The organism is Lentibacillus amyloliquefaciens (assembly GCF_001307805.1).
GTDB classification, from domain to species: domain Bacteria; phylum Bacillota; class Bacilli; order Bacillales; family Amphibacillaceae; genus Lentibacillus; species Lentibacillus amyloliquefaciens.
In genome coordinates this window covers 3,468,109-3,483,214 of sequence record NZ_CP013862.1, presented here as the reverse complement: position 1 = coordinate 3,483,214, position 15,106 = coordinate 3,468,109, and the positions used below count along the sequence as shown (strand labels likewise).

The following is a 15,106-nucleotide window of genomic DNA, read 5'->3' as shown; positions in this document are numbered from 1 at the left end:
TGTAAAACCTCCAAGTTCTTCTATGCGGAACATAATTGAAATTTTTAATATAAATATTTGGATAACTATTAGTAAGCGTTTTCGAATCCTGTATTTATAATGATTTCTCTGCTAGACTTAAATTAAAATCATTCCTTTATAGGGAACGCAGAATGAATGAGGTGGCAAATATGGCAAAAAAGAAAAGCGAACCGCAACTTTTATCATCGGTTCAAAACGCATTGCGTATTTTGAAAAGTTTTTCCACATTTGATACATCAAAAAAGGTGAGTGAACTAGCTGAATCGCTAGGCCTTGCCAAAAGTACGATCAGCCGATTATTGGCAACACTTGCAAGCGAAGGATTTGTCGTCAAAAATGATAAAAACGGTGAATACTCGCTGGGGCTTTCGGTGCTGACACTCGGAGGCGTCTTAACGAACAATCTGGAAATTTATAAAGAAGCAGGCCCGGTGCTGTCCAAATTGGTCAACGACACCGGTGAAACATCGCATTTAGCCATCATGGACGGCCTGGATACCATTTATATCCATAAAGAGGAATGCAATCATCCGGTGCGCATTCTGACCCACATCGGCCGGCGAAATCCTTCTTATTGCACAAGTTCGGGGAAAGTGCTGCTGGCTTATGATGAGAAGAACGCAGTGGAAAAAGTGATCAGTGAGGGCTTGGAAGCTCACACTGAAAATAGCGTGACAGATCCGGACGAATTGCGTGAACACTTGGCCTCCATCCGCGAGAAAGGCTACGCCATCAGCACAGAAGAACTGCGGGAAGGCATCAAATCAGTGGCTGCTCCAATCCATGACCACACCGGAAAAGTCGTTAGCGCCATCACCGTTGTCGGCCCCCTCCAGCGCATGACGAATAACAAAATCCCCGGCATCGCCAAAAAAGTCATGGCAGCCGGAAAAGATGCATCTGAGCGTATGGGGTATGATGAGCGGTATTTTAGGCGAATGAGGGTATAAGGGCGTAATGGGAGGACTCTCATCATCCAAGGCCAGTCGGGCTGCTATTGCATGGAACGCGGTGATTTCGCGCGGTGATGCCCTGATTTCGCGCAGTCTTGGCGATTTTTCGCGCAGTTCTGCTGTAATTTCGCGCGGTGACGCCCCGATTTCGCGTGGCGCCTCCATTATTTCGCGCGGTACTCCCTCCCCTGATCATTCCACCTCCGCCCCGCCTACAGACAGTCTTTCTTTATACAATAAATTCTTAAACACTTCCAGTGACTTTGTCTGAAATGGTGTTTGCGTAATGATTGAGAATTGCCGTGAGAATGGCAGGCCTTTCACTTTAATAATTTTCAGGTCGCCATTCTTCAGTTCTTTCTGCACTGCCCATTGCGATAACAGACTAATGCCAAGGCCTTCTTCCACAACTTCTTTAATGGATTGCGTACTGCCGACATTGATTTTTCTCTCGGGGGAGATGCCAATTTCTTCAAACATTTTTTCCGTTGCTTCCCTTGTGCCTGAGCCCAACTCACGCACAATCCACATTTCCTCCTCCAGCTCACGGGTAGCGATATAACCATCACGCCGGACAAATTCATGATCCGGTGATGCCACGACAACCATATAATCTTCAGCAAAGTCCTCAACATACAGCTGCTTGTCTTTGAAATTGCCTTCAACGATACCGATATCCAGCTGATGGCTTGTAACTAAATGTGCGATTTTCGCCGTATTGCCAATGGTCAGAGCGGGCTCGAGATCCGGGTAGGTCTTATGCAACTTTGCCAGAATCCGGGGCAGAACGTATTCGCCAAACGTATAGCTCGCGCCAATTGAAAGCGGTCCTTTCGCTTGATTCATCAAGTCATCGATCAGTGTTTGGGTTTTAGTGTACAACCCCAAAATTTCCTTGGCATGGTGATAAACAATTTCGCCTGCTTTGTTCAGCCGCACATATTTATTGGTTCGCTCCAGGAGTTTAGTCCCGAATTTTTCTTCAAGCATTCGGATATACTGACTGACAGAAGGCTGCGTCATATGCAGTTCTTCCGCCGCCCTTGAAAAATTTCGCTTCTCAGCTACAGCAACAAACACTTGTAAGTGCTGATCCATTTGTATCACCGTCCCATCTCAATTGATTCTTACTTGTCATACTATCACGTTTTCTTATCATCATCATTACAATAATTTATTTTTCTTATCATCAAGCTTCCCTTATTCTATAAGTAGGAGGTGTTGCTGCATGACTGGCGAAAATTGGACGCAACATGCCGAACAGGTTCAGTCAAATGACACCGAGAAGCGATTTGAACAGCAAAAAAATTGGACTTTCGGCGTTGCCTTCACATTTTTTATCGCGCTCTTAGGCTACTTGCTCGCGCTAGTGCCGGGCTTTTCGTATGTTGGACAATTAGCCTGTGCGATTATCATCGCGATTACTTACCGGCAGATTTTCGGCTATCCGGAAGCAATCAGAGCCGGTGTGACGTTTTCTGCCAAAAAACTACTGCGCTTAGCTATTATATTATATGGACTCCGATTGAATATTAATGTTGTACTTAGTGATGGTTTGGGACTTCTATTGCGCGATGCATTCGTTATATTATTTGCAATTCTGGTGATGGTTTGGCTGGCAAAAGTGTTTAAAGCCGATAAGTCCATATCCCTGCTTCTTGGTGTTGGAACAGGGGTGTGCGGGGCAGCTGCCATTGCAGCGGTTGCACCGATTATCAAATCAAAGGATGAAGATACCGCAATCGGTGTCGGCATTATCGCTTTAATGGGAACAGTGTTTTCAATCATCTATATATTATTGCGTCCGGTGCTGCCGATCTCTCCAATCGATTATGGCATCTGGTCAGGAATCAGTTTGCATGAACTCGCGCACGTGGCACTGGCAGCTGAACCGGCAGGCGATGATCCGCTCGCAATGGCACTGCTGGCGAAACTGGGTCGTGTATTTTTGCTGATTCCGTTGTGTTTTATCCTCATTTTATTCATGAAAAGTAAAAACAAAGGATCGGATGAGTCAACTGCCAAGATAGCTTTCCCATGGTTTTTGCTCGGATTTATCGCACTCAGCATTTTCGGCACGTATGTCCTGGGACATTCGATTCCGGTTTCCGAGGGAACATTGGAAGGGATTTATTCAGTGACAACGTGGTTATTAACAGCCGCCATGGTCGGCCTTGGCCTCAGTGTCAGCTTCAGTGACTTAAGGACGAAAGCCGTCAGACCGCTCTTGGCGATGATCATAACCTCTGTCCTTCTTTCATTTGTTGCATTTTTCATCGTTTAAAAAATCAGCCCTGACATGGCAAGACGCCTGTCAGGGCTTTTTCCTTTATTACGATGATTTCAATTGTTTTTCCTCGGCCTCTTCCAGTTTATCCATGTTCCTATTTTTCATGAACATATAGAATGACGCGCCGAATATGACGACGTAACCTATCACACTGAGCAGCGTCGGAATCTGGCCGAACAGAATGATGCTCAACAGCGCTGAGTAGACAACTGTCGAATAAAAGAAAATCGAAATCTCACTAGCCGGCGCAAATTTATAAGCAAGCGTGATGCCAAACTGACCAACCGTCGCACACGCCCCCGCCAGAAGCAGCAAAATCCATTGCTGCAGCGTCATTGGTTCATACATGACAATCGTAAACGGCAGAAGTACGATTGTTGTGAAAAACGAAAAATAAAAGACGACCGTATAATATTTTTCCTTATTCCCCAAAACGCGAAGAAGCGTGTAAGCACCAGCTGCAAAAATCGCTCCAACCACCCCGATGATATAAGGGACAATATCAACGGAAAATTGCGGCTGAATGATGAGCAACGCACCGGCAAATGCCACAACAATAGCGCCAACTTGAAACGGCAGCACCTTTTCTTTCAGGAATATCGCACAAAAAATAATGAGAATAAACGGACTGAGCTTGTTCAGCATCTCAGCATCGGATAACACCAGATGATCGATTGCGTAAAAATTCGCAATGATCCCGACCGCCCCGAGTGCCGAGCGCGACAGCAGCAGCTTCTGATTCTCTTTTTTACCGAATAGCCGCTCTTTATGATAAAGGACAAATCCAAATGTTATGGCAGCCGCAATAATGTTGCGGAAAAAAGCTTTCTGCATCGTCGGCAAATCACCTGAAAGCTTGACAAAAGCCCCCATCAGCGAAAAACCCAATGCAGAAACCAATAACAACAGAATGCCCTTATTACGATTAGACATAACAGTTCCTCCAATTACTATTAACAAACACCCTATCTATATTAATACAAAACGGGAAGCGGGACAAGAGACGGGCTCAGGGGACGCGATTGTTGTCTCATTTTAATCCAACTTTTTTTAATTTCCTCCAAATATGTGATAATCTGAATTTGGATAATGCACTAATTTCCATACATTAATCTGATGAAAAGGTGGGGTTACATAATGAAAGTTGCAGCAATCGCCGGCAGCATTCGGGAGGACTCGTACAACAACATGCTGCTGGAAAATATTAAAGAACGTTTCAATGGTAAGTTCGATTTGGACATCATCAAAATTGATAAACTGCCGCTTTTTAATCAAGCGGAAGAATTGGATCCGCCCGAGATTGTCAAAACGTTTAAAAATCAGATTGCCGACTATGACGCTGTTCTGATTTCAACACCTGAGTATAACTGGTCGGTGCCGGGCGTCCTCAAAAACAGTCTCGACTGGCTGTCACGCGGTGAACGACCGATGATTGGCAAACCTGTCATGATTGTCGGTGCCTCAATCAGTCTGATGGGAACAATCCGCGCTCAGATGGACCTGCGCAGAATTCTGAGCGCACCCGGTCTGTCCGCACGCGTGCTGGAGCCAGCCAAAAGCGAAGTGCTGATTACCCAGGCACATGAAAAATTTGATGAAAACGGAAAACTGACGGACGAAGCGACACAGGACGCGGTTGACCGCGCTGTTAATAATTTTCATGAGATGGTAAGTGGATAAGACAACTGATGCTAAAGACCGCCATACACGAAATGAACCAACACCCTCAGTTATAAAAATCACATCACCGGGTAAACGTATGAATGGCTGAAGATTCACAAGGAAAACTGACTATAACCTTTTCGCAATTCGTGGTATAATAAAAAGAAAGCAATTTAGATTGCCAAAATACATATGTTGCCTTAAATTAAATAAGGTGATTAATCTTGATAAAGGAGTGGAATTATGAATCAAAAACACTTTGAACAAATGAAAAACAACGATGGATTCATAGCAGCACTGGACCAGAGCGGTGGCAGCACACCAAAAGCGCTTGCTCTATACGGTGTAACTGAAGATCAATATTCAGGCGAAGACGAAATGTTTGACCTCGTGCATAAAATGCGGTCACGAATCATTACCGCACCCGCATTCGATAACAGCAAAATCATTGGTGCGATTCTTTTTGAACAAACCATGGACTCTGAAATCGAAGGCATGTACACAGGTGATTATCTAGCCGAAAAGAAAGGCGTTGTGCCATTCTTGAAAGTGGACAAAGGCCTTGCTGATGAATCAAACGGCGTTCAAAAGATGAAGCCGATTGATGATATCGATGACACGCTTAATCGTGCAAACGAGCGCCATATTTTCGGAACCAAAATGCGCTCTGTCATCAAGAAAGCCAACCCTGAAGGCATCAAAGCCGTAGTTGAACAGCAATTCGAACTTGGCCAAAAAATCATCGACGCCGGCCTGGTCCCAATCATTGAGCCGGAAGTTGACATCAACAGCCCGGAAAAAGAAAAGTCTGAGGAATTGCTGAAGGCAGAAATTCAAGCCCATCTCGATCAACTGAACAAAGACGACCATGTCATGCTGAAATTGACAATCCCAACCGTTCCGAATCTATACAAAGAACTGATTGAGCATCCAAATGTCGTTCGCGTCGTCGCCCTTTCCGGCGGTTACGAAACAGAAGAAGCGAACGAAAAACTTAAAGAAAACAATGATCTGATCGCAAGCTTTTCACGTGCGCTGACACAAGACTTGAACGTCAACCAGTCAGATGAGGAATTCAACAACGAACTTGAAAAAGCTGTTAAATCAATTTATGATGCTTCGATTACGTGAGCTTATTGAGTATGACATAAAAAATTCCCGGTGCGAAAAATTGCACCGGGAATTTTTTGGATACTCCTATTCATATCGAGAGAATTATTTCTTCAACCAGTAAACTCTCCATTCCTCTCAGCGTCATCCTCCGGTTCTTTGCCAAGAATAAGATATTCAAGCCGTTCTCTCGGTATTTTTCTGAATTCCGGTCCTTTAATAAGATAGAATATAATACCAAGACCTATCCATATTAACAACGCTATTAATGAATGGATTCCCATGAACGCGGGTGAGTTAGGAATCAGTAATAAGCTTAAAAACACAAATCCAATCAACGCACCTGCAATGCTTAAACTTTTCTTGAAAGGCGCTGTTACAGAAGGCATATGTTTGTTCTTATGATTAGCCATGGATTTATCCGACCATTTGAACAGTTTAAACGCAACGACGCATGTGTAAATGTAAGCAATCGTAACGCCAACTGAGGACATATCCACAATCCATGTCAGTACCTGACGTCCAAACCATGGCGATAATAAACAAACCGCGCAAGTAAAAATGATTCCGGCATAAGGTGTATTAAATTTCGGATGCAGCTTTGTAAATACGTGCGGTATGATCTGGGCACGACCCATTGCAAATAACAGCCGGCTGCTAGATACAAAAAACCCATTTAATCCGGTAAATACCCCCATCGATAAAGCGAGTGCCAGTATGATAATGCCGATATTTCCGAACAGCCCAGACATAGCATCTCCTGTGCCCCATTGCGGCTGTGAACTGGTCAGCTGCTCCCACGGCATGTACAATGCTGTTGCAGTGATCATGATCATGTATAATAGCCCTGCACATAAGAGTGAAAAAAAAATCAGCATGAATGCTTTTTTGGGAGAGAATTTAAATTCTTCTGCTGCCTGCGGTATATTGTCAAACCCGACAAATGCCCATGGCGCTATCGCAACAATAAGAATGATGCTTGAGATAGCGGATACTTCCGGGTTAAACACCGGCTGCAGATTTTCAAATGACGTGACAGGATTGAGGATAGCGCCTGCTCCCATAAATAATATACCACAGATCATAAATATCACGAATATAAATTGTAATCTTCCCGACAATGTTGCCCCGCGTATATTCATATAGGCAAACAAAATTAAAGCAGCACTGGCAATTAACACTTCCACAAAGTAAACATCCCATCCTGCCAAACTGTACATAAAGCCTTGCTCAGCCACCGCAGGAAAAACATACCTGATCATGAGCGCTAATGCCGATGCATTCAATGCTACAATACACATATAACCTAAAACTAAAAACCATCCTGCCACATAGGCATGATTGCGATCGAATCCCAGGAAGGCATAAGCAAATTCACCGCCCGAAACCGGGAATTTTTCAATAAGAAAGCCATAGCTGACCGCAATGACCATCATCAATGCAGCACCAATTCCGAACCCGATAATCGCTCCCAGCGGCCCTGAGCCACTCATCCAGACTGAGGGTTGTACAAACGCACCCCACCCGATAGCCGATCCAAGCGCAATCGCCCAAACCCAATGTGGTTTCAGCGTCCTTTCCAGCTTTTGTCTTTCTTTCATACTTGGAATCCTCCTATAGATAATACTCGAAATTATTGTGACTGAACGCACTGCCTATTTGATTTCCAATAAAATTGTCAGCATCTGTTATATTCCATTAAGCTTTTTCACCTCCATTCATGTTATCGCTTACATTTTCCAGTAATGTCATTATTGCTTTCTTACATGATAAATGGAACAAAACGATTTAACAATAATTATGTGAATTTTCTATAATCAAAAATTAGAATAATCCTTATTAACAACTTTTATATGAATTGTTGCTGAACTGTAAGGAAAAGTGTTTTTTCGATGAAAAAGCTCTCTGTCCAAAATTGGACAAAGAGCTCCCTTTCGTTTTTATTCACCCCAAACCTCATAATCCAAATGCTTATACTTATCCAAGAAACGCGTCGGCATCTTCAAGGCATCTTTACGGAATGGCGGTGCCAGCTGCGTGCCGTCGACATAAATATTCAATACAGCAGGCTTGCGCTTTTTCAACACCTCTTCAATCGCCGGAACAATATCTTCCGGTTGATCGATCGTATAGCCAAGCGCTCCCATTGATTTCGCTACTTCCGCAAATTCCGGCGCGTCAATATTGGATCCGACATAACGGTCATCATAGTAATCGACCTGATTCTTTTTCTCGGCGGCCCAGGCTTTGTTGTTAAACACACAGGCAATGACCGGGATATTCTGTTCAACCGCCGTACTCACTTCATGCAGACTCATGCCCCATGCACCGTCGCCGACAATCGCAAATACAGGTGCATCCGGTTCCGCAAGCTGTGCACCGAGAGCCGCCGGATAGGCAAAACCGGTATTTCCGAATGTCAGCGCCGCAATGTGACGGCGGGTCTGGTTAAACTTCAAATAGGCATTCGCTGTCGATGACACGTTACCGATATCGGATGACACAATCGCATTTTCCGGCATGGCTTTGCTCATTTCCAATAAAGCACGTCTAGGGTTAATTGGATTGCCGTCTTCCATGGCTGAATCCACGAGTTCCTGATCCCACGCTTCTTTGCGTTTGCTTATAGCTTGAATCCGTTCATTATCCTTTTCAGGTGATGGCATGGCCGATGTCAGCTGGCGGTGAATCTCATCACTGGCTGCTTTTGCATCACCGATGATACCCACTTCAACCGGGTGCGTCCGCCCGACCTGGCGCGGGTTGATATCGATTTGAATAATGTTGGCATCCTCAGGGAAATAGTCGATATCATAGCACGGCAGCGTCCCGAACTGTGACAGCCGTGTACCAATTGCCAGGACGACATCGGCTTCCTGCAGCGAATACATAGCTGATTTGGCTCCCATATAGCCGATAGGCCCAACCGCAAGCGGATGATCAGCCGGAAATGCGTCATTATGCATATACGCCGTTGCGCCGGGAGCTGTCAGATGTTCAGCGATTTTCACAACGGAGTCGACACCATCCGCGTCAACTGAGCCGCGGCCGGAGATGATCGCCGGATTTTTGGCGTTCTTCAACAGTTCCACAGCACGCTCTATCGATGCGGATCACCGACACCGCGTTTATCGGCACGGTACTGATGCGGCTCAAGAATATAATCTTCCACTTCGCCGTAAAACAAATCACGCGGGATATCGAACAGAACCGGTCCGCGTTCGGCATAAGCGATCCGGAAAGCTGTCCGGAGTTTATCGGCAACCCGGTTTTTATTTGTCACCTGGACCGTCTCTTTTGTAATATCTTTGAAAATCGATACTTGATTGGCTTCCTGGAAACCGTCCAGACCGATCGCGTTCGTCCCGGCTGACGGCGAAATAACCACCAACGGACTGTGCGCCTGATTCGCCGCCGCAACAGATGTCACCATGTTCGTAATCCCCGGTCCATTTTGCCCGACGATGACACCTGCCGTACCGGAAACGCGTTCATAAGCGTCTGCCATATGGCCGGCGCTCTGTTCATGGCGCACCGGAATAAAGCGGATGCCCGCTGCCGGGAATAAATCAAGCATATCCATAAACGCCGAGCCCACAATCCCGTAAACTTCCTTAATATTTTCCGCCACAAGCGTCTCGACAATCGCTTCACTTGGCGTCATTTTCTGTTTCTGATTGACTGCCTGCTTCATTTCTTCTGTTTGTTTGACCATAATCTAAAGTCCTCCTTAAAAATTAGTGGTTCCCTGCTGGCTGTTCAGACACAGATGTCTCTTTTTTCTTAACAATCGTCTGCAATGTTTCCAAAAACAACTCAGTTGACGATTTCAGGACGTGGTCTTTCCGGTGGGCAATGTAAAAATGCCGTTTTAATGCCATGTCTGTTATCGAGTAGGCTTTTAACAACCCCAATTTCTGTTCTTTTTTAATAGCATTTTTCGAAATAAATGAGACGCCCAGACCTGATTCAACCACTGCTTTAATCGCCTCGGTACTTCCCAGTTCCATAAGAATTTGCAAATCATCATTTGACAGTCCCGCTTTTTTCATATAATGATTGACGGCTGACCGTGTCCCCGAGCCCTCTTCCCGGAAAATCAGCGGCGACTGCCTGACTTTCTCCATGCTGATATGCACATCATCACCCGTGAAGTAATCGGGTGCAGCAATTAAAACAATTTCGTCTTCCAGAAATGGTTCCAGATTGATTTGGCTGTCCTCTATTGGTGTTTCAATCAGTCCCACATCAATCAATTGGTCCTTGAGCAAATTGATCACCTGATGGGAGTTTGCGATTTTTACCTGAATTTGAATCAGTGGATAGTCCTCTTTAAACTGTTTGAGAAACTCCGGCAAAATATATTCCCCGATCGTTAAGCTGCACCCCATACCCAGTTCACCGTACGTCATGCTTTCCATTTCCATAATCTCTTTACGGGCATAATCATTCATCTGCACAATTTCTCGTGCATATTTCAGCAAAATTTTCGCCGATTGGGTGATCTCAACTTTCTTCGTTGTTCGTTCAAAAAGTTTTGTCCCCAATTCTTCTTCCAACGATTTAATTTGCGATGTGATTGTCGGCTGTGTCACAAATAACATTTTGGCAGCTTCCGAAAAACTGTTCTTTTCAGCCACAGCGATAAAGGTTTTTAAGCGTTCATAATTCATGTATATAACCTGCCCATCCGGTGAAATTGCCACAGCCGTCAAAACTCACATGCTGTGCATGACGGAGCTGACTGTCTCAATGATAAAATTCAAATCTTCTTCAGAGCTTGTTAACGGCGGAGCAATAATCAAAATATTGTTGCCGCCCGGCACAGTATCGCCATTCTTGCCGATTACGAGCCCTTTTTGTTTGCACGCTCCGACAATTTCGCCCATTTTGGCTTCTGATAACGGTTCTTTTGTCGTCTTATCATTAACCATTTCCAAACCCAGCAAAAAGCCGGCCTGACGTACTTCTCCTACATGCTTGTGATTCATCAGATCATGCAATTCTATCAGTTTAGAATTACCGAGTTCATTCACCCGGTCCACGATTTTTTCCTTCTCAATGATTTCAATATTCTTCAATCCGACCGCACAAGCTGCCGGATGGCCGCCGTACGTTGAAACATGACGCAGGTGATTGTCCTTTCCTTCCTGTTTAAATGCCTCATAGATTTCGGCTTTAACCGATGTGGCCCCAAGTGGCAAGTAGCCGCTTGTCAGCCCTTTTGCCATCGTGACAATGTCAGGCTGTACGCCGGCTGTATGTTTGAAACCGAACATCTTGCCGGTCCGCCCAAAACCTGACACCACTTCATCCATAATCAGCAGCACATTGTATTTCTCACAAATGTCAGCAACACGCTGAATATATTTCATGGATGGGATAATTACGCCACCGCCTGATATGAACGGCTCCATAATGACCGCCGCGACTGTTTCTTCGCCTTCCCACTTGATCATTTCCTCCATCTCATCGGCTGCACGCAAATCTTTTTCTTCCGCACTGCCTGAAAATAGGGAACGGTAGCTGTATGGCGGTGCAACATGCAGAAAACCCGGGGCTGACGGATCATATTTTACCCGGCGGTTAGCCTGGGCGGTTGCACTCATAGCCCCCATGGTCGAACCGTGATAAGCACGGTAACGCGAAATAAATTTATACTTGCCCGGATTGCCTGTTTGCATGTGATATTGCCGGGCAATTTTAAACGCTGTTTCGTTAGCCTCAGAACCGCTGTTAGAGAAAAAGGTCTGATAGTCAGCCTCGAGCAGTTCGCTCAGTTTATCAGCTAATTGAATCGCCGGCTGATGATTCATCGTTAGTGGGAAATACGATAACTTTTTCATCTGTTCAGCTGCCGCATCAACAATCTCTTGTCTCCCGTACCCGAGATTCAGACACCACAGTCCGGACACACCATCAAGATATTGATTGCCTTCTTCATCGGTAAACCACGATCCCTCCCCGGAAACAGCAACTGTCGCTTTGGCATCCGGGTTGTGTTTATGCATGGCATTCCACAGTCGTGACTCTTTTCCGGTTACTGTCTGATTCATTTCAGCTTCTGCCTTCATTTTTCCTCCCCCTTTTCATTCATTAATTTTAAATTACGACGTGACCGGCTTGCCTTCCAAAACAGATTCGAGCGCCTCGTGTGGGTTTCAGCAACTGGTTGATCTTTGACAGCGCCTTCATGCGTGTTGACAGCTTTTGCAAAAGCTGCATTCGCCTTTGCGGCTTTGTCCAATCCTTTATTGGCCAATAACACCCCATACTGACTCGTATTATTAGTCAGGGACATGGTGGATGTTCGTGCAACCGCACTAGGTATATTGGCCACCGCATAATGTCTCCATGCTTCGTTTGTTGTCTGATGAATCTTAGCCCCCGCTGCTTCGTATTCATCAGCCGAAACCGCTTCCATTTCCAGCAACCGTTTCAATCAGGACATCATGACCGGCATCAGTAAACATGCTCACACCGGTTGGGGGTCAGTGCCACACGTTTTTCTTTATATTTGACTTCTCTGGGTACACCAACAATCATCTTAATACCTCCAATCCTTCTTAAAAAATGAGCAAATACATAAGGACGTCCGTACCAATTTCAATTTGCTTATATACAGTATATGGGATGACATATATGAATTTCAATATTTTTTGTTAATTCTGTTATTTTAAATGATAATAAATCTTATAACGCATTATAATGATTGCCAGATTGGAGGAGAGAAACCTGCTGGGGGCAGGAAGAAGTTCATCCGAATTTGCGGGACAGATTAATTTGAAAGTTAAACATATCACTGCGGTAGTAGGCCTTTTCAAACTCAACAATATCGCCTTTTTGATTTTTTATGATCCGTTCAGCAACCAATACGTGAGACATTTTCGGAATACTCAGGTGAACCGCTTCTTCATCAGGTATAATGCCGATACCGATCACCTGGCTTGCTTCTGCAAACAATATCCCCAGCTCATTTTCTTCAATTTCATATAGTGTAGTATCATTTAAGTCATACTTGGCAATCGCTTCACCAATATCAATCGGATAATAATGACATTCAACACCAATCGGCATATCATCCGCATAGCGGACCCGTTTAATAAAAAAGGCCTCTTTAAACCCGGCTTTCTCCTGAATATACGTTTCCGGTGTCATTTTATAGTGTTCTATTAACTTAGCCCCCGGCTTCTTTCCCCTTTGCCTGATCATTTCCGTGGTGCTTGTAAGGTTGCCCAGCCACTGATGAATTGGCTTTATTGAGACGAACGTCCCGCTGCCATGCCGCTTTTCCAAAACCCCTTCCCGGACAAGAAGATTAATTGCTTCCCGAACGGTGCTCCTGCTGACATTATAGTATTCCATAAAATTCCGTTCAGTCGGAATTTGCCCGGTAAGTTCGCCTTGTGCTACTTTGTTTTCGATGATAGATTTTAGTTGTACATGTAATGGCATTGAACTGTCGTAGTTTAATTGCACAAAGATGGTCCCTTCTTAATGTAGTTAATGATTGTGCTCCGGATTTTATATTCATCCGTACCAATTTTGCAGTTATTAAAATAATACCTTAAAATTCCGAAAAATTCAATACTCTTATTAATTTTTACTATAGCACTTATTGATCTGGCGACAGGAAGCAATGATTGACATCAGCTTCAACCGGAAAGCATTATTAAAGGAAAGTAATTGTTAAAGCACATTCACTTACTCTATAAATCAACCCCTTTCCACATACCAATTTATCGAAAATCTTTTATTCGATATTTTTATATTGTACGATATGAGTATTAATCTCGTAATGAATTAACCTGGCATCGATAGAAAGGACGCATCCAGTCATGACCGAACTATTCACAATATTAATTGATATTCTGCTGCCCATCTTCATTATTATGGGAATTGGCTTTTTCATGCATAAAAAATTTGACCTGAATCTGCAGACATTGGCCAAATTGAATATTTATTTTCTTGTCCCGGGTTTTATTTTTGTGAAGTTGTACAGCACAGAGTTCTCACCTAAGGTCTTTTCGCTTGTCGTATTATTTTTCATCCTATATATATTGATATTATTCATTCTCTCCAAAGCGATTATTAAACTGCAAGGATACGATCAGGCAAAAGGAACGACATTTACGAATAGTGTCATCTTTTTTAACTCGGGAAACTACGGGGTGCCGGTCAACGATCTCGTCTTTAAAGGCGATCCATTTGCCATGTCGATTCAGGTTATCATCCTAACCATGCAAAACATCCTGACATTTTCATACGGGATTTTCGCGCTGCAGTCAGTCAAAATCGGCAAGCTGCGCGCATTATTCGGATATTTAAAGATGCCTGTGCTGTATGCCATGCTCGCGGGTGTTATCCTAAACTTAACGAACGTTTCCCTTCCTGATTTTGTCTGGGTGCCGGCCAATTATATTGCGGATGCAATGATTGCCATTGCACTTATCCTTTTAGGTGCACAAGTGGCACAGATCAGGATAACATCAGCATTGAAGCCTGTTTATTCCAGTGTGATGCTTCGGCTTCTAATCGGCCCGGCCATTGCACTTGCTATCATTTTTATATTCGGAATCGATGGGATGGCGGCACAAGCACTTCTTATCGCATCAGCTATGCCGACATCGGTAAACAGTTCAGTAATTGCCCAGGAATACGATAATTACCCACAGCTTGCCGCCCAAATAGTGTTATTCTCGACACTATTCAGTGCTGTTTCCGTTACAGGCGTTATTTATCTGGCAAGAATACTATTTTAAATAGATTACTAATAACTACTCTTTATGAATTTGATTAACTGGCTCCTCACCATTGAGACCCTGGACCAGGTTTTGGACAGCGATTACCCCCATTTTGTATCGTGTTTCCTGGGTTGCTGATCCGATATGAGGCATGGTGACAACGTTGTCCATTTTCAAGGGGTTCGCTGTGAATTCTTTCTTAAAAAGAGCAATTTCATTTTTCCGCATCGGATTTGTAATTACCAGATCCTCTAACGACACCATTTGGGTTATTCTAGCATTAATAGGCTGTTCGGACACAGTCGGGACTTGCACCCTATAGTGTA

Annotated in this window: 13 protein-coding genes and 1 pseudogene; 5 read left to right on the top strand and 9 right to left on the bottom strand. The window is 44.2% G+C overall.

What is annotated here, in order from left to right; genetic code table 11:
- The first annotated feature begins 170 nt into the window (after nucleotides 1–170).
- Entirely contained in the window at nucleotides 171–971 is an 801-nt protein-coding gene (locus tag AOX59_RS17250) for an IclR family transcriptional regulator (protein ID WP_068447386.1), read from the top strand.
- A gap of 195 nt (nucleotides 972–1,166) precedes the next feature.
- On the opposite strand, the gene AOX59_RS17245 is transcribed toward AOX59_RS17250, so the two are convergent.
- Nucleotides 1,167–2,072: a LysR family transcriptional regulator gene (locus AOX59_RS17245; protein WP_068447383.1), complete on the bottom strand. Its 906-nt coding sequence runs from the start codon at nucleotides 2,070–2,072 to the stop codon at nucleotides 1,167–1,169.
- Nucleotides 2,073–2,202: 130 nt separating this feature from the next.
- On the opposite strand from AOX59_RS17245, the gene AOX59_RS17240 reads away from it, so the two are divergent.
- Nucleotides 2,203–3,258, top strand: coding sequence for a YeiH family protein (locus tag AOX59_RS17240; RefSeq protein WP_068447382.1), 1,056 nt, complete (start codon nucleotides 2,203–2,205; stop codon nucleotides 3,256–3,258).
- A 48-nt stretch (nucleotides 3,259–3,306) separates the two neighbouring features.
- Here AOX59_RS17240 and AOX59_RS17235 read toward each other — a convergent pair whose 3' ends face one another.
- The gene (locus AOX59_RS17235) at nucleotides 3,307–4,197 is read right to left on the bottom strand and encodes a DMT family transporter (RefSeq protein ID WP_068447381.1); all 891 of its coding nucleotides are present in this window, start codon (nucleotides 4,195–4,197) and stop codon (nucleotides 3,307–3,309) included.
- Nucleotides 4,198–4,401: 204 nt separating this feature from the next.
- Here AOX59_RS17235 and AOX59_RS17230 point away from each other — a divergent pair, with 204 nt between their 5' ends.
- Complete coding sequence (locus AOX59_RS17230; RefSeq protein WP_068447379.1) at nucleotides 4,402–4,944, top strand: NADPH-dependent FMN reductase; 543 nt, start codon at nucleotides 4,402–4,404, stop codon at nucleotides 4,942–4,944.
- Nucleotides 4,945–5,169: 225 nt separating this feature from the next.
- On the top strand, nucleotides 5,170–6,057 hold the full coding sequence (locus tag AOX59_RS17225) for a fructose bisphosphate aldolase (protein WP_068447378.1): 888 nt from the start codon (nucleotides 5,170–5,172) through the stop codon (nucleotides 6,055–6,057).
- 92 nt (nucleotides 6,058–6,149) lie between these two features.
- On the opposite strand, the gene AOX59_RS17220 is transcribed toward AOX59_RS17225, so the two are convergent.
- The 6 genes and pseudogenes from AOX59_RS17220 to AOX59_RS17195 all read right to left on the bottom strand — a co-directional run bounded on the left by AOX59_RS17220 (nucleotide 6,150) and on the right by AOX59_RS17195 (nucleotide 13,491).
- Nucleotides 6,150–7,637, bottom strand: a complete 1,488-nt coding sequence (locus AOX59_RS17220; RefSeq protein ID WP_068447377.1) for an APC family permease — start codon at nucleotides 7,635–7,637, stop codon at nucleotides 6,150–6,152.
- A 339-nt stretch (nucleotides 7,638–7,976) separates the two neighbouring features.
- Nucleotides 7,977–9,751 (bottom strand): annotated as a pseudogene (gene xsc, locus AOX59_RS17215) (sulfoacetaldehyde acetyltransferase).
- Nucleotides 9,752–9,773: 22 nt separating this feature from the next.
- A complete protein-coding gene (locus tag AOX59_RS17210; RefSeq protein ID WP_068447375.1) occupies nucleotides 9,774–10,709 on the bottom strand; it encodes a selenium metabolism-associated LysR family transcriptional regulator in 936 nt (311 codons plus the stop codon).
- Nucleotides 10,710–10,754: 45 nt separating this feature from the next.
- Nucleotides 10,755–12,110: an aminotransferase gene (locus AOX59_RS17205; protein WP_068447374.1), complete on the bottom strand. Its 1,356-nt coding sequence runs from the start codon at nucleotides 12,108–12,110 to the stop codon at nucleotides 10,755–10,757.
- Complete coding sequence (locus AOX59_RS17200; protein ID WP_068447370.1) at nucleotides 12,107–12,478, bottom strand: hypothetical protein; 372 nt, start codon at nucleotides 12,476–12,478, stop codon at nucleotides 12,107–12,109. The genes AOX59_RS17205 and AOX59_RS17200 overlap by 4 nt, the downstream gene beginning before the upstream one ends.
- 314 nt (nucleotides 12,479–12,792) lie before the next feature.
- A complete protein-coding gene (locus AOX59_RS17195; RefSeq protein WP_237049311.1) occupies nucleotides 12,793–13,491 on the bottom strand; it encodes a GntR family transcriptional regulator in 699 nt (232 codons plus the stop codon).
- Between the two features lie 383 nt (nucleotides 13,492–13,874).
- Here AOX59_RS17195 and AOX59_RS17190 point away from each other — a divergent pair, with 383 nt between their 5' ends.
- Nucleotides 13,875–14,798 (top strand): AEC family transporter, encoded by a 924-nt coding sequence (locus AOX59_RS17190; RefSeq protein ID WP_068447366.1) that lies wholly within the window; start codon nucleotides 13,875–13,877, stop codon nucleotides 14,796–14,798.
- Nucleotides 14,799–14,813: 15 nt separating this feature from the next.
- Here AOX59_RS17190 and AOX59_RS17185 read toward each other — a convergent pair whose 3' ends face one another.
- On the bottom strand, nucleotides 14,814–15,080 hold the full coding sequence (locus tag AOX59_RS17185) for a hypothetical protein (protein WP_068447363.1): 267 nt from the start codon (nucleotides 15,078–15,080) through the stop codon (nucleotides 14,814–14,816).
- Nucleotides 15,081–15,106: the final 26 nt, after the last annotated feature.

What these genes read in the sequence shown, in the direction of transcription:
- AOX59_RS17250 (WP_068447386.1), top strand. Translation starts at nt 171, where the DNA reads ATGGCAAAAAAGAAAAGCGAACCGCAACTTTTATCATCGGTTCAAAAC.
- AOX59_RS17245 (WP_068447383.1), bottom strand. Translation starts at nt 2,072, where the DNA reads ATGGATCAGCACTTACAAGTGTTTGTTGCTGTAGCTGAGAAGCGAAAT.
- AOX59_RS17240 (WP_068447382.1), top strand. Translation starts at nt 2,203, where the DNA reads ATGACTGGCGAAAATTGGACGCAACATGCCGAACAGGTTCAGTCAAAT.
- AOX59_RS17235 (WP_068447381.1), bottom strand. Translation starts at nt 4,197, where the DNA reads ATGTCTAATCGTAATAAGGGCATTCTGTTGTTATTGGTTTCTGCATTG.
- AOX59_RS17230 (WP_068447379.1), top strand. Translation starts at nt 4,402, where the DNA reads ATGAAAGTTGCAGCAATCGCCGGCAGCATTCGGGAGGACTCGTACAAC.
- AOX59_RS17225 (WP_068447378.1), top strand. Translation starts at nt 5,170, where the DNA reads ATGAATCAAAAACACTTTGAACAAATGAAAAACAACGATGGATTCATA.
- AOX59_RS17220 (WP_068447377.1), bottom strand. Translation starts at nt 7,637, where the DNA reads ATGAAAGAAAGACAAAAGCTGGAAAGGACGCTGAAACCACATTGGGTT.
- AOX59_RS17210 (WP_068447375.1), bottom strand. Translation starts at nt 10,709, where the DNA reads ATGAATTATGAACGCTTAAAAACCTTTATCGCTGTGGCTGAAAAGAAC.
- AOX59_RS17205 (WP_068447374.1), bottom strand. Translation starts at nt 12,110, where the DNA reads ATGAAGGCAGAAGCTGAAATGAATCAGACAGTAACCGGAAAAGAGTCA.
- AOX59_RS17195 (WP_237049311.1), bottom strand. Translation starts at nt 13,491, where the DNA reads ATGCCATTACATGTACAACTAAAATCTATCATCGAAAACAAAGTAGCA.
- AOX59_RS17190 (WP_068447366.1), top strand. Translation starts at nt 13,875, where the DNA reads ATGACCGAACTATTCACAATATTAATTGATATTCTGCTGCCCATCTTC.